The sequence below is a fragment of the Rhodococcus sp. BP22 genome (genome assembly GCF_014281965.1).
GTDB lineage: Bacteria > Actinomycetota > Actinomycetes > Mycobacteriales > Mycobacteriaceae > Rhodococcoides.
In genome coordinates this window covers 248,960-267,393 of the sequence record NZ_JACFTB010000007.1, presented here as the reverse complement: position 1 = coordinate 267,393, position 18,434 = coordinate 248,960, and the positions used below count along the sequence as shown (strand labels likewise).

The following is an 18,434-nucleotide window of genomic DNA, read 5'->3' as shown; positions in this document are numbered from 1 at the left end:
ATCTCGAAAACGAACAATAGGACCATACTCGTCTGGTGCGCGTCATCCCGGGACTCACTTCGGCGGAAGGGACTCTGTGACAGCGGAATCGGCATCGCCAAAGCCGCTCATCACGCCGCCGCGATCGACAACACCGGCCGACAACTCTGGTCGTTCCGCGTCTGCAACGACCAACACAACATCGAACGCCTCCTCGCCAAGGCGCGCGCGACCGGAGACTCTCCGACGATCGGGTGGGCGGTCGATCTGACCTCACCCGAATCTGCGCTGCTTCTTGCTGTGCTCATCGCTGCCGGTCAGACGGTCACATACGTCCCGGGCCGGGAATACCATGCAACTGTTCGTCGCAACGCCACTCGTGATCGGTTGATTCTCGAATGAGGTCGTGATGCGAAGCCTGGTCCCGGTAAACGGAGTGGTGTTGACTGGATAGATGAGTGATGTGAGCGAATCGGACGACGACGAGGTTACGTACAGCGGCGTCTACGAACCACTCCCGGACTGGCTCGACGTTTCAGATCTTGTCCCTGGTCAGTACGTTGCATACGCGGGGCCGGATGAATCCAGAGGAATCTACAACCCCGACAGCCCCATAAAGGTCCTCAGACGCGGTCATCCAGGGAAAATCTACGATGCGACGCCGCAACACGTCAGAGTCGAGTGGGTTGGCCTCGAAGATGAGCCAGCTAGTTTCGCGGACGGGTTTTGTTGCGGTCCCTTGCAGCATGGGGCCAAGACCGACGCAGGAGTTCCTGGTCTGATCAAGATCTCGCGAGACAATTACGCGGAGCTGGCTGCCGTCTCTACCGCAGGTCCGCCAACACCGCAGCAGCCCTCTTAACCCATAGACGGTGTCGGTTGCGTTCCCGCATTGAGATCCCGGGTCGGGCATCCTCGCGCTAGGACATGCCGAATTCCACGGTTGTAATTCTGCAGATCATCAATTTGTCAAGTATCGACACGTCTTGATTTGTTGCGTGATCAAGGGATTTGAGTAACACTCTCCCCAACAGTCTCAGGGGTAACACCAGTAACACCAATGAAGTGCACACCAACGAGTGGGAGCGTTTATGCGCGCACGTAGTCGGCAGATCGCGGTGGGGGCAGTGATGACCCTGCTGGCCAGTGGGCTCAGCATTCTCTCCTCACCTATCGCGACCGCCGAACCGTGTGGTGGCGCGGGCGGTTCAGGATCTTCACCGCTATTCGGCTCTTCGGGCAGTTCGCGCGGCGGACCGGGCAAAGAGCCCGCAGGCCCTCAAGGTCCACTGCCGGCGATCTCGGGGAACACCTCCTCCGTAGCGTGGGTGACCGGCCCGGTCAGCGCCAACAACACCTACGAACGATTCGGCATCTCCGGGACAGACCTCGGCATCAGCTGGGACAACGGCGCTGGGCAGACATTGATGGCCTTCGGTGACACGTTCGGCAACTGCTCGCTGCCAGGATCGGAGTGGCGCAGCAACATACTGATGCGGTCCAACGACACGAACCTGTCCGACGGCATCACCATCACCGACGGAGTACCACTCGACACGAGTTCCGGTGCCGTCGTCGAGCCCGGCGCGCCAAGATTTGCAAGTGAGGTCGTGCCGAGCCTCGGAGTGGCAGGCGTCGAGGACACGGTCATTCCCACCGCGGCCATCTCCATCGAGGGCGTGCAGTACATGAACTACATGTCGGTGCGGGAATGGGGTGCACCGGGACGGTGGGTCACCAACTTCTCGGCGATCGCGACCTCCACCGACAACGGGCAGACCTGGACGACGTCACTGCCCACCATTCGAGCCAATGCGGGCGTCACGGTGCCGGGACTTGCGCAGGTCGAGGAGAGCAACGGCAAGTATCAGATGAATGCGTACGCGAAGGGCCAGGATGGGTACATCTACCAATTCGGTACGCCCAACGGACGTTTCGGCGCAGCCTTCGTGGCACGCGTGATGCCCGACAAAATTTTGAATCTTGGTGCATACGAATATTCGACACAGGATCCGGCCAAGCCGTGGTCGAAGAATGTCGCTGACTCCGTTTCCACCGTCAAAGAGCCGGTCAGTGAGATGTCCGTTGCGTGGAACGATCACTTGCAGCGGTACGTGATGATGTACGGCAACGAAATCGATCGAACTCTGTTGGCGCGCACCGCCGAGAAGCCCGAAGGTCCGTGGAGCGCACCGACCACTTTGCTGGACTCGCGGCAGACGGCAGGCGGCATCTACGCACCCTTCATTCATCCAGTAACGAGCGGCAACAAGCTCTACTTCACGGCCTCGAGATGGTCGGACTACAACGTACTGTTGCTCGAGACCAACCTCGATGCACTCGCTCGCTGACAGTCCTTAGCTAACGAGCCCAACGAATTCGAATTGGTCCCTTTGCCGTCGACGGGTCCACCACCGAGCCCTTCTGAGTGATCTCCACCTCGCCGGCGTCGACCATTCGTCTGGCGGCTTTCCGCACCGGTTCCATCAGATCCCGCCAGTCGTTGTCGGACATCGCCCGGGCAACATCGGACGGACAGATCGTCGCATCCCGCGCCCGCGCGTCGAGCAGCTCTCTGATCTTCTGCTCGATCCGAAGGTCGGTGCCGCTCACCTTGGACTTTCGGCAAGCGGCGCTGCAGTATTCGACGTCATCGAAGTTGTTCGCCCACTTCTTGCGCCACTCGATGCGCCGCCCGCAGGACATGCAAGTCTTGTCCTCGGGTGAGGGCTGCGCGCGCTTCTTGTGGGCCACCTCATCCACTGTAGGTCGGCCGCGCGCCGGCTAGTGGACGAACGTTGCAGCGACGTCGACTACAGCCGCACGATCCTTGGCGACCAGACCGATTCGGGTGCGACGGTCGACGATGTCGGAAACATCGAGTGCACCCTCGTGCCGAACCGCGAACTCGAACTCGGCGCGGGTGACGTCGATCCCGTCGGCAACCCGCTCGAGTGGACGTTCGCACGTTGCATTTTCGATGACTGTCGAGGCCTCGCCTCCGTACCGTGCGACTGCGGATGTTGGCACACTGTCCCGCGGGGGAGCGAGTGGCGTCGCCGGATTTCCGGGAGCACCTACCAGTGGCAACGAACGAGTCCGGCACGGCGCGAGCTCGAGACCCCGCGCACGCCCGGCGCGGTCGAGGACGTCCTGCGCCATATGTCGGAACTCGGTGAGCTTCCCGCCGACCACGCTGAAGACGCCGTTCGGGGACTCGATCACCGCATGATTGCGAGACACATCCGAAGTTCGACCCTCACCGGCATCGATCAACGGCCGCAGGCCTGCGAAACTTCCCAGCACGTCCTCGCGGGTGACTGCGGTGCCGAGTGCGGTGTTCACAGTAGCGAGCAGAAAGTCGATCTCCCCGTCCGTCGCTGTCGGTTCATCGGGAATCGGGCCTGGGGCCTCTTCGTCGGTGAGGCCCAGGTAAACCCGGCCCAACTGCTCCGGCATGGCGAAGATGAATCGGTTCGTTTCGCCGGGTATCGGGACCGTCAGTGCTGCGGTCGGGTACCCGAATGCCTTCGCGTCGAACACCAGATGTGTTCCGCGACTGGGGCGTAGACGGATCGAGGTGTCGACCTCGCTAGCCCATACGCCGGTCGCGTTGATGACGAGACGAGCCGCAAGATCGAAGCTCTCCCCGGTCAGTTGGTCGGTCAATCGCACCGATGAACCAGTGGCCTGCGACGCAGCGACTTTGGTGAGAATTCGCGCACCGTGCTGAGCTGCTGTGCGGGCAACCGCCACGACGAGGCGGGCGTCGTCGATCAGCTGTCCATCGTATGCGAGCAGACCACCGGTAAGCCCGTCCCTTTCGATGGCAGGCACCAGCTCGATTGCCCGCGCGGTGCTCACTTTGCGCGAGCGAGGCAGCGTCGAGGACGGTGTACCTGCCGCGAATCGCAGCGCGTCTCCAGCGAGAAATCCCGTACGCACCAGCGCTTTCGATCCTGTCGACATCGATGGCAGCAGCGGCACGAGCTGTGGCATTGCCGTCACCAGATGAGGTGCATTGCGGGTCATCAGCAAGCCGCGTTCGACGGAGCTGCGTCGTGCGATCCCGAGGTTGCCGGTGGCGAGATACCGCAGTCCCCCGTGGACAAGTTTGGAGCTCCACCGGCTGGTGCCGAAAGCCAGATCGTGCTTCTCCACGAGAACCACGCTGAGTCCGCGAGATGCTGCGTCGAGCGCAACTCCGGCGCCGGTAATGCCGCCGCCGATGACGACGACGTCGACAGGATCGGAGGAGTTGCCGAGTACGGACAGGTCGTTCGTGCGCCGCGCGCGATCGAGCGATGCGGACAAAGTAATCACGAGGTGAGGTATCCGTTCAACATGTAGGCGAGTTCTGTTGCGAGTGAATCGCCGTCGAGAATCGACTCGACGAGCTGTCCTGACTGGAGGACGGACTGCACGGTGAGCAGCACCATAGCGGCCAGTTCACGGGTAATGCCGCTGCGGATGCTGCCGTGGGCCTGTCCCCGCGCTATCTCGCCTTCCAGTGCTGCGATAGCGAACTGCTGACTGGCGCCGAGTCTTCCGGTGATGTAGACCATCATGAATTCGGGTGCAGTGTGCAGCACCGACATCACCACTGCGTCGTTGCGCAGCAGGCCTGCGATGGCGACAATATTTTCCACCAACTGTTCACGCGAAGGACCGTGATCAGGAACCTGACCGATGGCTCCGGTGATTCGGTCGGTCAGAACCGCGGCCAACACAGAGTCCGTGTCCGGCCACCTTCGGTAGATCGTCGGTCGGCTCACTTCGGCACGACGGGCGATTTCGGCGAGAGTGACCCGCGCGAAGCCGTAGTCGACGACACACTGTGCCGCAGCTTCGAGCACCTGAGCCTCGACCGTATCGACGGTATCGTTACAGGTTGACAACATGTGTAACAATGTAACACATGACTACCTCGGACTCTCGTACGGGCGGACTGCCGCTACCCCCGATGAAGTGGAATGCATGGGGAAGCGCGGATGCCGCAAAGCCTCTCTCCGCAAACATCGCCACCTTGCTCGAGCAGGTGCTAGGCGTGCACAAGCTGGACGACAACGGTCCCGGTGTGGAGCAGGTACGGCTACGGCCGTCCGCAATCACCGAGACCGATCGCGCGGCACTGGCCGAGATCGTCGGCGAAGAGCACGTCGGTACGGCCGACGCCGACCGCCTGTACCGAGCGGGCGGGAAGTCCACGTTGGATCTACTGCGCCGTAAGAGCACCGACGAGCAGGATGCACCGGACGCGGTTCTAGCGCCTTCCACCGAGGACGAGATCGCTGCCGTTCTTGCCTACTGCTCGTCCGCGCGTGTGGCGGTCGTTCCCTTCGGTGGGGGCACCAGCGTCGTCGGCGGTCTCGATCCCGAACGCGGACAGTGCAACGCAGTCGTGTCCATGGATCTGCGACGCTTCGACGAACTCCACTCGCTCGACGAGGTGTCCGGAGAGGCCGTGCTCGGCGCTGGTGTGACCGGGCCGAACGCCGAAGAGATGTTGCGGAGCAAAGGCTTTTCGCTAGGGCACTTCCCGCAGAGCTTCGAGTTCGCGACCATCGGGGGATTCGCGGCGACGCGATCCTCTGGGCAGAACTCAGCTGGGTACGGCCGGTTCGACGACATGATTCTAGGTCTGCGGATGGTTAGTCCCGCCGGAGTTCTCGATGTCGGCCGGGCGCCTGCGTCGGCGGCGGGTCCCGATCTGCGTCAGCTTCTCGTCGGCTCGGAGGGCATCTTCGGGATCATCACCCAGGTTCGCGTGCGGGTGCATCCTGTTCCCGACACCACGCGGTACGAGGCTTGGTCCTTCCCTGATTTTGCAACTGGAGCTGCAGCGTTGCGCGCGGTCGAGCAGACTGACGCCGGGCCCACTGTCATTCGGCTGTCCGACGAGGCAGAAACCGGCGTCAATCTCGCCACCTCGGACAAGATCGGTGGGGAACAGGTCGCCGGTGGATGTCTGGCGATCACCCTGTTCGAAGGTACCGAGGCGCACTCTGCCAGCCGGCACGCGGAGACTCGCGACCTGCTCGAGGCTCACGGTGGAACATCTCTCGGTGAGGATATTGCGCGAGATTGGCAGCACGGTCGGTTCGGGGCGCCCTACCTGCGGGATGCGCTTCTCGACTCGGGCGCACTCTGCGAGACCCTCGAAACCGCCACGACCTGGTCCAATCTGCTTCACCTCAAGTCGACCGTCACCGAGGTCTTGACCTCCGCATTGAGTGAAACCGGTACCCCCGCTCTGGTCCTGTGCCACATCTCCCATGTGTACCGAACCGGCGCGTCGCTGTACTTCACGGTCGTCGCAGGTCAGCGTGGAGATGCCATCGCGCAGTGGCAGACAGTGAAAGCTGTTGTGTCGCAATCGATCGTGGACAACGGCGGCACCATCACTCATCATCACGCTGTCGGTGCCGACCACCGGGCATGGATGACCGAGGAGATCGGCGACCTCGGCATCGAGGTGCTGCGCGCGGTGAAGAGAACACTGGACCCCGCGAGCATTCTTAACCCGGGTAAGTTGATTCCGTGACCCACGAAGGTGAACGACGCCAGCGCGAAATTCGCCGTATCACGCTGCTGGCCAACCCCGCAGCGGGTCACGGTAATGCGCCGCACGCGGCCAGTCGCGCCGTGACTCGGTTTCAGCAGTTGGGGATCGACGTGCGTGCCATCGTCGGAATCGACAGCACCCATGCACTGGCCCTGGCGCGTGAGGCACTCGAGCTCGGTACCGACGCGTTCGTCGTCGTGGGTGGCGACGGCGTCATCTCCATCGCCTTGCAGGTGCTGGCCGGCACCGACGTTCCGCTGGGGATCATTCCAGCCGGAACCGGGAATGATCATGCCCGCGAATACCATTTGCCCACAAATGATCCCGAGGCAGCGGCAGGCATCGTTGCCGATGGTTGGACCGAACATGTCGACCTCGGTCGTATTCGCACGCAGGACGGTACCGAACGCTGGTTCGGCACCGTCATGGCGTCCGGATTCGATTCGCTCGTGAGTGATCGAACCAATCGGATGCGCTGGCCGCACGGGCGGATGCGCTACAACGTTGCCATTGTGGCCGAGTTCCTCAACTTGAAGCCGCTGCCGTTTCGTCTGGTCCTCGACGGCGCAGAAGTGATCGAACAAGACGTGACCCTGGTGGCGGTCGGCAACACCCGCTCCTACGGCGGCGGCATGCTCATCTGTCCCGATGCCGACCGAACCGATGGGCTGCTCGACATCACTGTTGTCGCATCAGGTTCGCGCGCGCGGCTGATTCGGTTCTTTCCGAGCGTATTTCGCGGTACTCACGTCGAGCGGGAAGAGGTGAGCACCTACCGAGCCCGATCCATCACCGTCGACTCGCCCGGAATCAACGCATACGCAGATGGTGAACGCGTCGGCCGGTTGCCCGCCGAAGTCGAGTCGGTACCCCGGGCGTTACACGTACTCGTGCCTCGCAGCCGCTAGAGCTACTCGGCGTCGAGGAGCTGTCGATACGCCTCGGCAACAAGATCGTTCGCGAGATCGTTGTTGTGATAGCGGGCGTACGGCGAGCCCTTCTGGTTCATCAGGCGGGTGTTGAGGCTGTACGCGAGATCGTCGAATACATCATCGGCTACCCCGAAGTCGACCTCGGCGTCGTCTGACAACAGTGCGCCGAGGTCGATCTGCCATGACCACACATCGTGGCTCTTGTATTCCCCACGCGCTGCCGTGACTACATCGTTCGCGAACTCGAGTTGAGTGTCGGAGTAGCCGGCCGGAATATCGGTATTGACGGTCATGACCAGCTCGATCGAATCGTCGTCGTCATTGGTGTATTCGGTGACGAACAACGTCTCCAGGCTGCCGCAATTCAATGTCAGAAGTCGCCGTCGGCCTTTGGCTTTCGAGGTCGAGGGTAGCGCCGTCACATTCCAGAGGTAGCGCGCAGTGTTCGCGGGATCGGAGATCGACGCGTTGATGTAGTCCGCGACTATGCTCCGAATGTCCTGGTACGCAATATGATCGGACAGCTCCCAGAAGCGTGACCGAGAGGTGGTCGTTGCGCCGTCGGTGATGGTGATGCGCTCACTGCGATCGGACGGGAACGGTGTCGGACCGGCAACTGCGTCCGACGTCTGCGCCGTTCGCGCCCTGAGCACTGTGGTCCTAGTGAGAAGCTCCTGCAACTCGGCGAGCGCACGTTCGGCATCGTCGGCGGGCCAGGACGCAAACTCGAGAAACTCGATATCGGACCACTCACGACGGTCATCGAGGAAACGTGCAGCGACGTCGAGAGATCGGCCCGCGTAGGCCTCGTTGTTCGCGAAGTGCAGTACGTACAGACCGCTGGTGAATCCCTTCGCTGCGAAGAGGGCCGAGATCGAACCCAACTCCGATACGTCGAAACGGGTGAGATCGAACGAAGGAGAGTTCATGGTTCTGATCTAACTACAGTCCGTGTCCTGGCTGTAGGTCAGATGCCCGTCGATGGAGCTGAAGCACCGACGCATCCAGGCGAGCGGTTCACAGACCTACTAAATTGCTTGGACGTCCTATAACCTTGCGTGATGAGCACCGGTACGCGCGTCAACACTGTCGATGGCATCCTGCGGCGATCGGCCGCACGGTTCCCGAACCGCCAAGCCGTAGTCTTCGACGGCCGTAGCCATACCTACCGTCATCTCGACGAGACCGTCAGTCGGGTGGCCCGGTACCTACTCTCTCTAGGACTGGTGAAGGGCGATCGCGTTGCAGCCTACGGAGTCAACTCGGACGCGTATGTCGTCGGTTTCTTGGCGTGTGCAAGGGCGGGACTGATTCACGTACCGGTGAACTATGCGTTGGTAGGGGACGAGCTCGGCTACCTCATTGCTCAGTCGGGGGCGCGCGCCGCACTGGTCGATCCCGATCTCGCCGACGTCTTGCAGTCGGTTCGGCGTGAACACGATATCGATGTCGTTCTTTCCCTTGCCGACTTGATGGATCTGGCGTTCGACGAAGATGCGTCCGAACTCGACTCGGCTGTCGAATCCGGCGATCTCGCACAGCTCCTCTACACCTCTGGAACGACGTCGAAGCCCAAGGGCGCCATGATGTCTCATGGCGCGCTCGTCGCCGAGTACGTGTCCTCGGTGATTGCTCTCGGTCTCGGCCGAGACGACAATCCGCTCGTGGTGATGCCGCTCTACCACTCGGCGGGAATGCATGTATTCACGCTGCCGTACCTGTCGGTCGGCGCAACGATACATCTGATGAGTAAGCCCGTCGTGCCGGAAATCTTGCGGAGGATCGAAGCTGATCGGATCGGCTCGTTGTTCTTGGCGCCCACGGTATGGGTCCCGCTCGCCAATCATCCAGATCTCGAGACCCGTGACCTGTCCACCTTGACCAAAGCGCAATACGGGGCGTCGATCATGCCGGTGACGGTCCTCAATCGATTACGCGCGAAGTACCCGAACATCGAGTTCTACAACTGCTTCGGTCAGTCCGAAATCGGGCCGCTGGCAACGGTATTGCAACCCGGGGAGCACGAGGACCGGCCGGCTTCCTGTGGGAGGGCCGTGTTCTTCGTCGAGACTCGTGTCGTCGACGCCGAAGGTAACGACGTTCCCGACGGCGAACCAGGCGAGGTGCTGTATCGATCGCCGCAGCTGTGCGACGGCTACTGGGACAACCCGGATGCGACGGCAGATGCATTCCGCGACGGGTGGTTTCACTCCGGGGACCTGGTGACGCGCGACTCGGAGGGCTTCATCACCGTCGTCGATCGCATCAAAGACGTCATCAACACCGGCGGTATCCTCGTCGCGTCGCGCGAAGTCGAGGACGCGATCTACACGCACCCAGCCGTCGCCGAGGTCGCCGTCATCGGTACCCCCGACGACAAGTGGATCGAGGCTGTCACCGCTGTCGTCGTGCTCAAGGACGGCTACGACGCCACCGCCGATGCACTCATCGCCCATGTAAAAGGATCGATCGCGCCGTTCAAGGTTCCCAAGAACGTGGTGTTCGTCGACGAGTTGCCGCGCAACCAAAGTGGCAAGTTGCTCAAGCGCGAACTGAGGTCGCCGGCGAAGTGACGATCGATACGTAACGCGACCGACGCGGCGGTCGATATCTCTCCCGACACGAATCATCTACTTCGGGGGAGCCATGAACAAACGCACAGGTATTACCGGTGGAACTTCGCGAGTTGGCAGGGCCATCGCCGTTGCGTTCGCGGCATTGGCGGTCATGTTCGTGGTGACACCGTCTGCGGGGGCTCAGCCGGGTGTCGGTTCGACCAACTTCTCGTCACCCGTTCTCGGACTCAATATTCAGAGTGACGGCTATGTGGGCGGCGAAAGCCTCTTCGTCAATTCGACAATCGTCGCGCACACCGATCCGAGCCGGCCGGGTACGACGTACTTCGGTCGGAACGGAAGCCACTGCGGGTGCACCGTGAACTGGCGCAATCTCGACACCGGCGCCACCGGGGCGTGGCGGATGCCGCCGGTGGCGGAAATTGTACCGTGGCAGCAGACCGGTGTCGGGCGTATCGAAGCGACTGCCCGAATTGATGGCAACTTCAGCCTGACGATCATCACCGGCCGCGGATCCTGGGTCGTTCCCTGACTCAGAGAATTCGTAAAGGGGCAGTGGGATAGCTACTTTCGTCCTGCTGCCCACTTCATGCCCCACCCGTACTTCTTGTCCAGTGCGCAATGATGTTTCACCTCGCCCTCCACATCTATGAGTAAGCCCGTCGCGCCGGAAATCCTCATCCCCGACGGCAAGTGGATCGAGGCTACGGTTTGTAACGCGACAAATGCGGCGGTCGATATCTCTCCCGACACGAATCTTCTACTTCGGGGGAGCCATGAACAAACGCACAGGTATTACCGGTGGAACGTCGATGATCGGCAGGTTCATTGGAATTGCGTTCGCGGCTTTGGCAGTGATGTTCGTGGTGACACCGTCTGCGGGGGCTCAGCCGAGTGCCGGTTCGACGAATTTCTCGTCACCCGTTCTCGGTCTCAACATTCAAAGTGACGGCTATGCGGGCAGCGAAAACCCTCTCGTCTACTCGACAATCGTCGCGCACACCGATGCCAGCCAGCCGGGCAAGACGATCTTTCTTCACAACGGCAGCCATTGCGGTTGCACCGTGAACTGGCGCAACCTCGACACCGGCGCCACCGGGTCGTGGTCGATGCCGGCTGGGGTGGCGGAATGGGATCCGTGGAAGCCGACCGGTGTCGGGCGGATCGAAGCGACTGCCCGAATCGATGGCAACTTCAGCCTGACGATCATCACCGGCCGCGGATCCTGGGTCGTTCCCTGACTCAGAGAATTCGTAAAGGGGCAGTGGGATAGCTACTTTCGTCCTGCTGCCCACTTCATGCCCCACCCGTACTTCTTGTCCAGGTCCGACTGGCTGCCCTCGATGTACTCGACCTCGCGGGTGACGGTAATGCCCTGCTTGGTGTTCTCCAGTAGAGCGATCGAGCAGATGCGGGCTGAGTTGTTGTCGGAGTCGAGCCGAACCTCTACCTGGGGTCCGGTAGTGGGGAAGAGGGTGACGACGCCGTCTACTGCGGCCCAGTTGGGTGCGCCGTCGTAGATCATGGCGAAAATCAGTATCCGCTTGAAGTTCTCCGGCCGCGCGAGGTTGATATGCATGTTCTCGCCGCCAGCCACCGTGCCTGAGCGGTCATCGCCGTCGAGCGCGATGTAGGGAGCTGTCTCGAGGGAACCGAAGCTTTTTCCGAGTGCTTGGATGACACCCTTGGTGCCGTCGGCCAGCTCGTACAAGCATCCGAGGTCGAGGTCGACTCCGCCACTGCCGTACGAGGCGGCAGCGAGCTTGGCGAGGAAACCCTTCTTCTTCGGCTGCGGTGCTGCCGCGCCGGTCGACCAGTTGAGATTGACGCGCATCGCGCCTTGTTTTTCGCCGGACTTCGTCAGGCTGATCGTGGGTGCGGCCTTGGACAAGGTCACCTTGCTCAGGCTCACTGCCGCCGCGGGCGGCGTTGTGGGCTTGCGGGTGTAGTCGATGGCCATGGATAGATCCCTTTCACGCTGCGTCGTGCCTGTCCGGTTTGCGTATTTCCACCCAGACTAGTCGCGTATTGGATCATCTTGCGACCGGGAGTGCGCAGGAAACGCCCGCGATTGTCGTCCCGATGCAGTGGTCCGGTGGCCGGGACCATCGACGACGAAGCGCAGCGCAGCCCGCATCGATTCTTCGGCTCGACGCCATGCTTCGGCTTTACGGCGGAGCACTGAATCGGCACTGCCCTCCGCGATGGCATTATCCGCACGTTGGACCCAGCTGAAGTGCTCGCTCCCGCATGCCCGTAGAAGTTCCAGGATGGCGAGTCGATCATGCCCGCAGACCGAGGCCACGTGGCGCGAGTCCGGCACCGTGCCCGGTAGGTCCGAATAGATCAGCGACCGCAGCTCGTCGGGCAGGATCGTCTCATCGATGGACCGCTGTAGCTGGGCTGCCAACGCGTCGCCACACTCGGTGATGAAACGAACGAACATTCCGAGACCACGCCCGAGGTGCTCTTCGGCCAATGGTGAGCAGTCGATTCTCGTAGTCGCGACCACTGTGTCGTCGGTGAATCGGAAATTGATGTCGGGCCAGGAGGGTGCGAGGCGCTGAGTACTCGACACTGCTGCTCGGCACTGCGGATCGACGTCGAAGGCAATGAACAGCTCCACGACGGGTTCGGCTTCCAACACTCGTAAATAGGCAGTCCCGCAGTCGAATGGGAAAGCGATGTTTCCGTCCACGTCCTTGGTCGGCTCGGCGAACATGATCGAGTCGAGTATCGCGTCGACCTGTGACGAAAGTTGTTCGTAGGGACTCGGCGCATCCCAGCCTTCCAAGGCGGACTCGGTGTCGAAAACTGAGGACGGCGGACTGCCGTCGGCCCAGGCAGCGAGAAGAGATGGATGCTTGACGCCGCGGATCTCGCGCAACAGGGTGGTGATAGCGGCCGATGCAAATTCGGTGTCCTCGGCTGCGGCAAGGACGTACAAGTCGAGTGAGTGGTGCGCGGAGAGGGAGCCGCTGTCGACTCCGTCCCACCCTGCGTGCGCCAACATGATGCGATCTTCAGTCGTCATTACTCGAACGATCGCGTGCTGAATCGTCACGTCGACGCGAACGGACCCATCCATACGTCCGGTGACCGTCAGGAACAGGTCGTTCTCGCTCAACCTGTCGCGTGTGGTCGTGGTGCAGATCGAAAGTGTGTCGCCGCATCGCATCGCGGCAAAGTAGCAACCTAGGCGAACAGTGAATCGGATCCATGCCGCGTCGAGTCCGGAATCGAAATCAAGTTCCTCGGACACGAGGTACCTCCTTGATCGCACGCGGATCCGTGGATGTAGATGGTTACCGCCATCGGGAGGTGCCCGATGTGGGTTCGTTTTTGCCTTGCGAATTCACCTTAGTAGTGTGCTCCGACATTGCAGACCGTCGAACTAATCGAATCATGCGCGATGGCAGCCGCGAAATGCATCGGAAGCGAAAAATCCGGCGCTGCAATCTAATTGGTCATGTCATTCAATTGAATGACATGACTTTCGGGGACGGTTCTACTGCGGCGTGTCGAACACTGATGTGTGCCTGCCAACGCGAAAGGCCGTGCCGGAAATGAATTCCGGCACGGCCCGTCAGATCGAAAGTTTACTTCTTGGAGACACGAACCAGCTTCTTGTTCACGAACTCGTCCATGCCCCACGGGCCCAGTTCGCGGCCGACGCCAGAGCGCTTGACTCCACCGAACGGTAGGCCGGGGAGCGTGGTGCCATGCTCGTTGACGAAGGCCATTCCCACGTCGAGTTGGTTTGCCACTGTCCGCGCGTTGTCGAGGTCGGTGCTCCACACCGAGCCACTCAACCCATATGCGGACGAGTTGGCCAACTCGATCGCTTCCTCGGCATCCTTCACCTTGTAGATCACCCCTGCCGGACCGAACAGCTCTTCGCTGTACGCGCGCATATCCGGGGTGACATCGGTCAACAGTGTCGGCTCGACGTACGCGCCTGGTCCGTCGATTTTCTTACCGCCGGTGAGCAATGTTGCTCCCTTGGCGACGGCATCCTCGATCTGCTCGATGAGTGTGTCTGCAGCCGTTTGCGAGGACAACGGTCCGAGGACAGTGTTCTCATCCAGCGGATCACCTGTGGTGGTTTCGCCGAAAGACGCGGTCAGCTTGGTGACGAACTCGTCGAAGTACTGCTCGGTGACGATGAGACGCTTGGCGGAGTTGCACGCCTGACCGGCGTTGGACAGCCGCGCACGCGTTGCCGATTGGACGGTGGCATCCATGTCGTCAGTGTCGAGGAGGATGAATGCATCCGAACCTCCCAGTTCCAGCACGACCTTCTTGAGGTTACGTCCGGCTGTCTCGCCCACCGAAGTGCCGGCGCGCTCGCTACCGGTGAGTGATACGCCCTGGACCCGCGGATCGGCAATCATGTCTGCGATCTGCTCGTTGCTCGCGAAGATGTTGATGTACGCATCTGCGGGCAGACCCGCCTGCTGGAAGATTTCTTCCATGAGCAGAGCCGACTGCGGACAGTTCGGCGCGTGCTTGAGCAGGATCGTGTTACCGAGCATCAGATTCGGGCCGGCGAAACGAGCAACTTGGTAATACGGGAAGTTCCACGGCATGACGCCGATGAGCGCACCGATCGGCTTGCGCTGAAGCACGGACTCCTCGGCCCCGGGGACGTCGAGTTTCTCGTCCTCGAGCAACTTCGGGCCGTTGTCGGCGTAGTACTGGTAGATGGCCGAGGACAACTGAACCTCGCCCTTCGCTTGGGCGAGCGGCTTGCCCATCTCGACGGCGATGCTTCGAGCCAACTCGTCGGCTCGTTCGACATAGAGGTCGGCAACTTTGTGCAGGATCTCTGCACGATGCTTCGGCGACGTCTTGCTCCACGTCAGGTAGCCGGAGTGTGCAGCGGCGAGCACACGCTCGACACCGGCAGTGTCGAGGGTCTCGAATTCCTTCACGGTTGTGCCGTTGGCAGGATTGACAGTTTTGTAGGTTGTCATTTCTGTTTCAACAGGATGAGGGTGCCTCGTTGTTCCAATTCGAGCGCATCAATTGCCGCACAGCTGGTCGGTAGGGGTGATCGGGACGTGAAGTTTCACAGGGAACGCACCCGGTTGATCCCACTGAGAGTGCCCTGTAGGTACTCGCCCCTCGAAGTGATGAGTCCTGACGTCTGCAGTGTGTCGTTTGCTATCGAGCCCGGCAACTGCGCAGTGGCCAGCACCGAACCGGTATTCGGATCGATCACCGTGTACTCGAATCCGTCCAAAGCCGAGGTAGCGGCGGAGGACAGGGGAAGCTCCTGACGGACCACGGTGTACAGGTGTCCGTCCGCTGTGGAGAGGCGCGGCACGGCGGCGCTACGCACCTTGTTGTCCCACACTGTGTGGCAGTCGGAGCCGTCGAGGTCGACCCTGGTCATCCCTCCGGCGAAGGGTGCCGTGGCCGGCATCGCGGGGCCTGCGTCCTCGGGCACCCTGGGGTACGGGTATCCATATGTGCTCGCCACGAATACCGAGTTACCGACGCCGATCGGTGAGTTCTCGCTAGCAGGGCCTCCGGTGGTGAGGACGGGTTGCGAGCACACGAGTTCTCCGGTCGAAGCGCGATATACCTGCAGCGCTACCTGAGCGTCGGCATTGTCGACGATGGTCAGGTAGTCGGCTCCGGTGGTCGGGCCGAAGTAGGTCGGTGTGGAGCCGGTACCCCAGCTCAGTTGGCCGGGCTTGCGAGCGCTGCCGCGATCGTAGGAGGCACGCCAATCGATCTTCGGAGAGCCGTCGTCTGCGCTGAGTTGGTAGAGCGCGTGGGTGGTGGCTACCGCAACCCCGCTGGTGGAGCTGGAGATGCTGTTTGCGACGTGCTCGCCCGGGGGGAGCTGCAGGCTTCGAACGGTGCCGGCGTCGCCCACGATCCCGACTCGGCCGTCGCCGGTGGCGAACCAAATGTTGCCCTGCCAATCCGGTACGAGCCCGGTAACGTTGTCGCCGTTGGGGATTGCCGCGGTCAAGTCGACGGACTGATCGATGGTCAGCGTCCATGCGCCCAGTGGCGTCCGGTGGTGCCCCACTCGGACGAGCATGCGGTCACCGCCCACAGCGACGAGTCGATCGGCGTTGTCCAGGAAGGCATATACGCCCCCGAGGAGGCTGCCCTTCGGAAGTGCGAGGTTCGCGACCGAGGCCGCTACACCGCTGCCGAGCACCGAGGTGTCGATCAGGTGCACGATCGGTGTCTGGTCGAGGATTGCGGTGCACAGAGCGAGCACCATCCCGTCGGAACCTTCCAACAGGGTTGGGCAGGCGGCAGCCAACGGCAGCGAGTCCACTGTGAGTGGTCCGCTGGGACCGGCGAGATGTGTCGCGTCGGATGAGCCGGCATCGCCATGCATCGTGGATGTGCCGACGGGCCCGAGGAATGGGTTGGCAGGGGCGAGGGGACCCCAAGTGGTCTGCGCCGAAGCGACACCGCCACCGACGGTGGCTATCAGGACGAAGGTGAGTGCGAAAAGGAACAGAGCCTGATGGGACTGCCGGTTCACGATTGCTCCCTCGATGCGATGCGATGCGGTCAGAACGGTGCCAGCAAGGCCGGCACCACGAACTGTTCGATCATGGCGCGCTCGTCGGCCTCGTCGGCGCCGGGGACGGTGAGCAGCGAAACGATCACCCGAACCAGCCACCGGGCGCGCCGGGAAAGCTCCTGCTGGTCAATGGTTCCGGCGTCGGCGAGCAATTCTGCGCCCAGCACCTCGATAACCTCCGAGGTGTTGGCGATTTCGGAGGCGATGGCTGCATCGCCGAGTCCGAACCAGGCGGCCAGGATCGGTGTCGCGCGTACCTCTCTTAACGCACCGAGTGTTGCCTCGACGACGCGTCGTCGAGGGTCGTCGATATCGGCGACCTGCTCCGCCAGCTGCTCGCCGAGCCGTCGGGCCTCCCGGTGTACGAACGCCAGGTGCAGTGCTCGACGGTTCTCGAAGTACCGGTACAGCGTTGCCCGCGAACATCCTGCCGCCTTGGCGATCTCGGCCATGCCGGTGGTCGCCACGCCGCGCACCACGAAAAGCTCCGCGGCAGCGTCCAGGATTCGTTCTGCCGCGATCTCGGTGCGCTCGTCACGCAGCCAGGGTGAGGTCGCTGCGTCTGTGCCTGCCATCAGTGGACCGCGAACGGTACGTGGGTGGGCCGACGCACGTAGTTGCCGGGCGCGTACTCCACGGCGTCGATGTCTACGGTGAAGTCCGGATATCTCAGCAGTAGTTCCTCGAGCGCGACGCGAGCCTGCATTCGGGCGGCGGCTGCGCCGAGGCAGTGGTGGGCTCCGTGGCTGAAGGTCAAAATCTGGCGTGGAGCACGCAGCACGTCGAACTCCTCCGCGTCGGGGCCGTAGACACGCGAGTCGCGATTGGCGGACCCATAGACCAGCAGAACCTTGCGTCCCGCTGGGATGGTGACGCCCTCGATGGTGACGTCACGGGTGGTGGTGCGGGCCAGGCCCTGCACCGGTGAGGTCAGGCGCAGCAGTTCCTCGACGGCGTCAGGAATCCGCGACGGGTCCTCGATCAGCAGCGCACGCTGGTCGAGTCGCTGGGTCAGCAGTTGCACAGCGCCGCCGAGCATCCCGGTTGTGGTGTCGTTGCCGCCGGTGACCATGGTGAAGGCGAAGCCGAGAATGGACAGCAGTCCGGAGATGTCTCCGTCTGCGCCGACCCCCGCGCTGACCAGGTGCGAGATGGTGTCGTCACCGGCTTTTCCGGCTGCGACCTCTGCTCGACGGCGTTCGATCAAGCCACCGAAGTAACCCATCAGGTCACCCACGGCGGCCGCTGCGTCGAGGGTGTCACCGGTTGCCGTAGCCGCCACGATCGAGTCGGTCCAGCCGTCGAATCTGTCACGGTCCTCGGCCGGGACGCCCAGGTAGTGCGCGACGACCATGCTCGGCAGAGGTTTGAACAGCGCCGTGACGATGTCTCCGCTGCCGGCGGAGCGTAATCCTTCCAGTCGCTCGATGACGAACTCGCGGACTGCCGGCTCGACGGAGTTGACCTGCCGGGGGGTGAAACCGCGGGCGACGAGACGCCGAAACTCGGTGTGCTGCGGTGGGTCCTGCATCACCATCGGAGGGTTGTCGCGCATGCCGATCTTGTCCAGCTCGCCGTACTGGGTGGTCAGACCCTCCGCGGAGGAGAAGCTCTCGTGATCGCGGGCTGCGGCGTACACATCGGCGTGGCGGGTGAGTACCCAGTAGTCGTTTTCGGGCGATCCCGTCGGCACAACATGGTGCACGGGATCGTGATCGCGCAATGCCGAGTACATGCCGAACGGGTTGCGCCAAGTCTCGCCGGAGGGCGGTATGTATGAGGCCTTCGGGGACAATACGGTCGCCATGTATCGAGAATGAGAC

18 protein-coding genes and 1 pseudogene are annotated in these 18,434 nt (G+C 62.1%); 8 read left to right on the top strand and 11 right to left on the bottom strand.

The window, feature by feature from the left end; all coding sequences use genetic code 11:
- The 3 genes from H2510_RS21255 (at position 1) to H2510_RS17050 (ending at position 2,330) form a co-directional block, all read left to right on the top strand.
- A complete protein-coding gene (locus tag H2510_RS21255; RefSeq protein ID WP_186629534.1) occupies positions 1 to 381 on the top strand; it encodes a transposase in 381 nt (126 codons plus the stop codon).
- Between the two features lie 52 nt (positions 382 to 433).
- Positions 434 to 841, top strand: a complete 408-nt coding sequence (locus tag H2510_RS17055) for a hypothetical protein (protein ID WP_186629479.1) — start codon at positions 434 to 436, stop codon at positions 839 to 841.
- Positions 842 to 1,070: 229 nt separating this feature from the next.
- The gene (locus H2510_RS17050; RefSeq protein ID WP_186629478.1) at positions 1,071 to 2,330 is read left to right on the top strand and encodes a DUF4185 domain-containing protein; all 1,260 of its coding nucleotides are present in this window, start codon (positions 1,071 to 1,073) and stop codon (positions 2,328 to 2,330) included.
- Between the two features lie 10 nt (positions 2,331 to 2,340).
- Here H2510_RS17050 and H2510_RS17045 read toward each other — a convergent pair whose 3' ends face one another.
- The 4 genes and pseudogenes from H2510_RS17045 to H2510_RS17035 all read right to left on the bottom strand — a co-directional run bounded on the left by H2510_RS17045 (position 2,341) and on the right by H2510_RS17035 (position 4,880).
- Positions 2,341 to 2,592, bottom strand: coding sequence for a DUF3253 domain-containing protein (locus tag H2510_RS17045; RefSeq protein ID WP_254900315.1), 252 nt, complete (start codon positions 2,590 to 2,592; stop codon positions 2,341 to 2,343).
- A gap of 18 nt (positions 2,593 to 2,610) precedes the next feature.
- Positions 2,611 to 2,685, bottom strand: a pseudogene (locus tag H2510_RS20895) (DUF2256 domain-containing protein); the annotation flags it as partial.
- A gap of 78 nt (positions 2,686 to 2,763) precedes the next feature.
- Positions 2,764 to 4,299 carry a glycerol-3-phosphate dehydrogenase/oxidase gene (locus H2510_RS17040; protein WP_186629532.1) on the bottom strand — a complete coding sequence of 512 codons (1,536 nt, stop codon included), beginning with the start codon at positions 4,297 to 4,299 and terminating at the stop codon, positions 2,764 to 2,766.
- Complete coding sequence (locus H2510_RS17035) at positions 4,299 to 4,880, bottom strand: TetR/AcrR family transcriptional regulator (RefSeq protein WP_186629477.1); 582 nt, start codon at positions 4,878 to 4,880, stop codon at positions 4,299 to 4,301. Before H2510_RS17035 ends, H2510_RS17040 begins: the two co-directional genes overlap by 1 nt.
- 62 nt (positions 4,881 to 4,942) lie before the next feature.
- On the opposite strand from H2510_RS17035, the gene H2510_RS17030 reads away from it, so the two are divergent.
- Together H2510_RS17030 and H2510_RS17025 are read left to right on the top strand one after the other, a co-directional pair.
- Positions 4,943 to 6,523: an FAD-binding oxidoreductase gene (locus tag H2510_RS17030; protein ID WP_186629531.1), complete on the top strand. Its 1,581-nt coding sequence runs from the start codon at positions 4,943 to 4,945 to the stop codon at positions 6,521 to 6,523.
- A complete protein-coding gene (locus tag H2510_RS17025) occupies positions 6,520 to 7,452 on the top strand; it encodes a diacylglycerol kinase (RefSeq protein ID WP_315901403.1) in 933 nt (310 codons plus the stop codon). The genes H2510_RS17030 and H2510_RS17025 overlap by 4 nt, the downstream gene beginning before the upstream one ends.
- Positions 7,453 to 7,454: 2 nt before the next feature.
- On the opposite strand, the gene H2510_RS17020 is transcribed toward H2510_RS17025, so the two are convergent.
- On the bottom strand, positions 7,455 to 8,405 hold the full coding sequence (locus H2510_RS17020; protein WP_222438830.1) for a hypothetical protein: 951 nt from the start codon (positions 8,403 to 8,405) through the stop codon (positions 7,455 to 7,457).
- Between the two features lie 132 nt (positions 8,406 to 8,537).
- Between H2510_RS17020 and H2510_RS17015 the strand changes: the two genes are divergently transcribed.
- The 3 genes from H2510_RS17015 (at position 8,538) to H2510_RS17005 (ending at position 11,293) form a co-directional block, all read left to right on the top strand.
- Entirely contained in the window at positions 8,538 to 10,049 is a 1,512-nt protein-coding gene (locus tag H2510_RS17015; protein ID WP_186629476.1) for a fatty acyl-CoA synthetase, read from the top strand.
- Between the two features lie 73 nt (positions 10,050 to 10,122).
- Positions 10,123 to 10,584 carry a hypothetical protein gene (locus H2510_RS17010; protein ID WP_186629475.1) on the top strand — a complete coding sequence of 154 codons (462 nt, stop codon included), beginning with the start codon at positions 10,123 to 10,125 and terminating at the stop codon, positions 10,582 to 10,584.
- A gap of 244 nt (positions 10,585 to 10,828) precedes the next feature.
- Complete coding sequence (locus tag H2510_RS17005; protein WP_186629474.1) at positions 10,829 to 11,293, top strand: hypothetical protein; 465 nt, start codon at positions 10,829 to 10,831, stop codon at positions 11,291 to 11,293.
- Positions 11,294 to 11,325: 32 nt separating this feature from the next.
- On the opposite strand, the gene H2510_RS17000 is transcribed toward H2510_RS17005, so the two are convergent.
- The 6 genes from H2510_RS17000 to H2510_RS16975 all read right to left on the bottom strand — a co-directional run bounded on the left by H2510_RS17000 (position 11,326) and on the right by H2510_RS16975 (position 18,418).
- Complete coding sequence (locus H2510_RS17000; RefSeq protein WP_186629473.1) at positions 11,326 to 12,012, bottom strand: tellurium resistance protein; 687 nt, start codon at positions 12,010 to 12,012, stop codon at positions 11,326 to 11,328.
- Positions 12,013 to 12,069: 57 nt separating this feature from the next.
- The gene (locus tag H2510_RS16995; RefSeq protein ID WP_186629472.1) at positions 12,070 to 13,314 is read right to left on the bottom strand and encodes a T3SS (YopN, CesT) and YbjN peptide-binding chaperone 1; all 1,245 of its coding nucleotides are present in this window, start codon (positions 13,312 to 13,314) and stop codon (positions 12,070 to 12,072) included.
- A 337-nt stretch (positions 13,315 to 13,651) separates the two neighbouring features.
- The gene (locus tag H2510_RS16990) at positions 13,652 to 15,028 is read right to left on the bottom strand and encodes an NAD-dependent succinate-semialdehyde dehydrogenase (RefSeq protein WP_186629471.1); all 1,377 of its coding nucleotides are present in this window, start codon (positions 15,026 to 15,028) and stop codon (positions 13,652 to 13,654) included.
- Positions 15,029 to 15,123: 95 nt separating this feature from the next.
- Positions 15,124 to 16,572, bottom strand: a complete 1,449-nt coding sequence (locus H2510_RS16985; protein ID WP_397517378.1) for a hypothetical protein — start codon at positions 16,570 to 16,572, stop codon at positions 15,124 to 15,126.
- Positions 16,573 to 16,598: 26 nt separating this feature from the next.
- Positions 16,599 to 17,186 (bottom strand): TetR/AcrR family transcriptional regulator, encoded by a 588-nt coding sequence (locus tag H2510_RS16980; protein WP_186629469.1) that lies wholly within the window; start codon positions 17,184 to 17,186, stop codon positions 16,599 to 16,601.
- Entirely contained in the window at positions 17,186 to 18,418 is a 1,233-nt protein-coding gene (locus tag H2510_RS16975) for a cytochrome P450 (protein WP_186629468.1), read from the bottom strand. Before H2510_RS16975 ends, H2510_RS16980 begins: the two co-directional genes overlap by 1 nt.
- Positions 18,419 to 18,434 lie beyond the last annotated feature (16 nt).

What these genes read in the sequence shown, in the direction of transcription:
- H2510_RS17050 (WP_186629478.1), top strand. Translation starts at nt 1,071, where the DNA reads ATGCGCGCACGTAGTCGGCAGATCGCGGTGGGGGCAGTGATGACCCTG.
- H2510_RS17055 (WP_186629479.1), top strand. Translation starts at nt 434, where the DNA reads ATGAGTGATGTGAGCGAATCGGACGACGACGAGGTTACGTACAGCGGC.
- H2510_RS17000 (WP_186629473.1), bottom strand. Translation starts at nt 12,012, where the DNA reads ATGGCCATCGACTACACCCGCAAGCCCACAACGCCGCCCGCGGCGGCA.
- H2510_RS17020 (WP_222438830.1), bottom strand. Translation starts at nt 8,405, where the DNA reads ATGAACTCTCCTTCGTTCGATCTCACCCGTTTCGACGTATCGGAGTTG.
- H2510_RS17015 (WP_186629476.1), top strand. Translation starts at nt 8,538, where the DNA reads ATGAGCACCGGTACGCGCGTCAACACTGTCGATGGCATCCTGCGGCGA.
- H2510_RS17035 (WP_186629477.1), bottom strand. Translation starts at nt 4,880, where the DNA reads ATGTTGTCAACCTGTAACGATACCGTCGATACGGTCGAGGCTCAGGTG.
- H2510_RS16975 (WP_186629468.1), bottom strand. Translation starts at nt 18,418, where the DNA reads ATGGCGACCGTATTGTCCCCGAAGGCCTCATACATACCGCCCTCCGGC.
- H2510_RS16980 (WP_186629469.1), bottom strand. Translation starts at nt 17,186, where the DNA reads ATGGCAGGCACAGACGCAGCGACCTCACCCTGGCTGCGTGACGAGCGC.
- H2510_RS17030 (WP_186629531.1), top strand. Translation starts at nt 4,943, where the DNA reads ATGAAGTGGAATGCATGGGGAAGCGCGGATGCCGCAAAGCCTCTCTCC.
- H2510_RS16990 (WP_186629471.1), bottom strand. Translation starts at nt 15,028, where the DNA reads ATGACAACCTACAAAACTGTCAATCCTGCCAACGGCACAACCGTGAAG.
- H2510_RS17005 (WP_186629474.1), top strand. Translation starts at nt 10,829, where the DNA reads ATGAACAAACGCACAGGTATTACCGGTGGAACGTCGATGATCGGCAGG.
- H2510_RS17010 (WP_186629475.1), top strand. Translation starts at nt 10,123, where the DNA reads ATGAACAAACGCACAGGTATTACCGGTGGAACTTCGCGAGTTGGCAGG.